At 49.2% G+C, this 2,172-nt stretch carries 1 protein-coding gene and 1 pseudogene; both read right to left on the reverse strand.

What is annotated here, in order from left to right:
- Positions 1 to 240: pseudogene (locus RMO27_RS06445) on the reverse strand (Uma2 family endonuclease); the annotation flags it as partial.
- A gap of 21 nt (positions 241 to 261) precedes the next feature.
- On the reverse strand, positions 262 to 2,172 hold a 1,911-nt coding region (gene cphA / locus RMO27_RS06450; RefSeq protein WP_309730721.1), incomplete at its 5' end, for a cyanophycin synthetase.

Here is a 2,172-nt window from a genome sequence, read left to right on the forward strand (position 1 = left end):
AAAGAAATCCAATTCTTCCAGTAACACAACAAGCAAGTTGCTAATTAATACTTTAATCCGTTCGTGTTCTGGCAATGGCATCCGAATCTCTAATTCTCCCGCACAATAAGCAATCCTAGTAACTCTTTTTTCCCCCAGTTCTACTAAAGTCTGCTCAAATTCCTCCCAGCTCAGATCGGGTAGATAGATTCTCTGTCCTGGAGTAATTTTGATCCGATTTAGGGATATCGATGGTACCATGTCTGCACTAATCGCGTTAACTTATTTGATGCTATGGGTACCATTATTACTTGCTGAAACTGGATCTAATTTTGGTAAATTATCTGGCTTCAATTCTACTGAGATCGCTGTATCTGAAGCGTCAGAAATCGGATTACGAGCCATGATTAACGCGATCGCCCGACTAACATTGTCGGGGAACATTGCCACCAAACTATTGTCTGGAGCGTTGTCTAGTGCCCATTCAATCGCTTCAACTTCATTGAGCATAATTGAGTGAGGAACGGGTGTTTCAGTTACAACTTGTTCGATCCCTTGGACGATTAATTCGGCGGTATCTCCCCACGGGCGACCCCGATTATCATCATCTTCCTTGACGATGATTCGATCGAAGAATGTGGCAGAAAGTTTGCCTAATTCAATCAGATCCTCGTCCCGCCGATCACCTGGTCCCCCAACGACCCCAATCGCCGCCCCAGTCCAGTTTTTGACAAAGCTGCCGACAGCGGCATAGCCAGCTGGATTGTGGGCATAGTCTACGAGGACGTGATAGCGTCCGAGGTTGAAGAGGTTCATTCGCCCTGGAGTCTGGGCGACAGAGGCTTTGAAGCTGCGTAAAGCGGCACGAATGTGTTCGACGTTAACACCTTGAACGAAGGCGGCTAGACAGGCGGCTAAGGCATTAGCAATCATAAATGGTGCCCGTCCGCCGAGGGTGAGGGGGACGCGCTCGACTTTCTCGATTCGGTGTACCCAATCCTGTTGCAAGATGGTAATGTATCCGTCAGCATAGACAGCAGCTATTCCACCGCGTTGGACATGGGAGCGAACCAGGGGGTGATCTGGATTCATTGAGAAATAAGCAACTTTCCCCGGCACATCTTTTGCCATTGCTGCTACTCGCTCATCGTCGGCATTGAGCACTGCAAAACCATCGGGGTGAACAGTTTCAGCAATTACCGCTTTGACTCTAGCGAGTTGATCGATCGTTTCAATATCACCCAAGCCCAGGTGATCGGCGGCGACATTTAAAACCACGCCCACATCGGAGGATTGGAACGCTAAACCCGATCGCAAAATACCGCCCCGCGCTGTCTCTAGAATCGCAATATCCACCGTCGGATCTTGGAGAATCATCTGGGCACTTTGAGGGCCTGTAGTATCACCTTTTTCGACTAATCGATCGCCGATATAGATCCCATCAGTAGTGGTAAAGCCAACACTATCATAAACCTGACTGAAAATGTGGGCGATTAAGCGGGTAGTGGTAGTTTTACCATTAGTGCCTGTAATGGCGATAATCGGAATCCGCGTCGGCGTACCAGGCGGAAACAACATCCGCAGAATCGGTGCCGCCACATTTCGCCCTACTCCCTGGCTGGGCGAGATGTGCATCCGTAATCCAGGCGCAGCATTAACTTCGACGATCGTTCCGTCTACTTCCGCCAGAGTTTTAGTAATATCAGTAGTAATTACATCAATCCCCGCCACATCCAGATCGATAATCCGTGATACCCGTTCCGCCAGCCAGACAGTATCAGGGTGAATCTCATCCGTCCGATCGATCGCAATTCCACCCGTACTCAGATTAGCAGTTGCGCGGAGATAGCAGACCTCACCCGATCGCAAGATCGTCTTCAGTCCAAATCCCTGACGGTGCAACATCTCGGCTGTAGAATCATCTAGCTCGATTTTGGTCAACATATTATCATGACCATCACCGCGCCGCACATCTTGATTTTCCTGCTCTACTAGTTCAGCGATTGTATCATCACCATTGCCCACCACATGAGCAGGCACCCGTTCCGCTACCGCTACCACCTGATGATTGACGACCAAAATTCGATGATCTCTACCCTGGTAGAAATGCTCGACAATCACCCCGTTAGAAATCTCGCGCGCGCGATCATAGGCGATTTCGGCGTGTTCCCAATCCTGAATATCGATCGTAAT

It is taken from the genome of Chamaesiphon sp. OTE_75_metabat_556, assembly GCF_031378165.1.
Classification (GTDB): domain Bacteria; phylum Cyanobacteriota; class Cyanobacteriia; order Cyanobacteriales; family Chamaesiphonaceae; genus Chamaesiphon.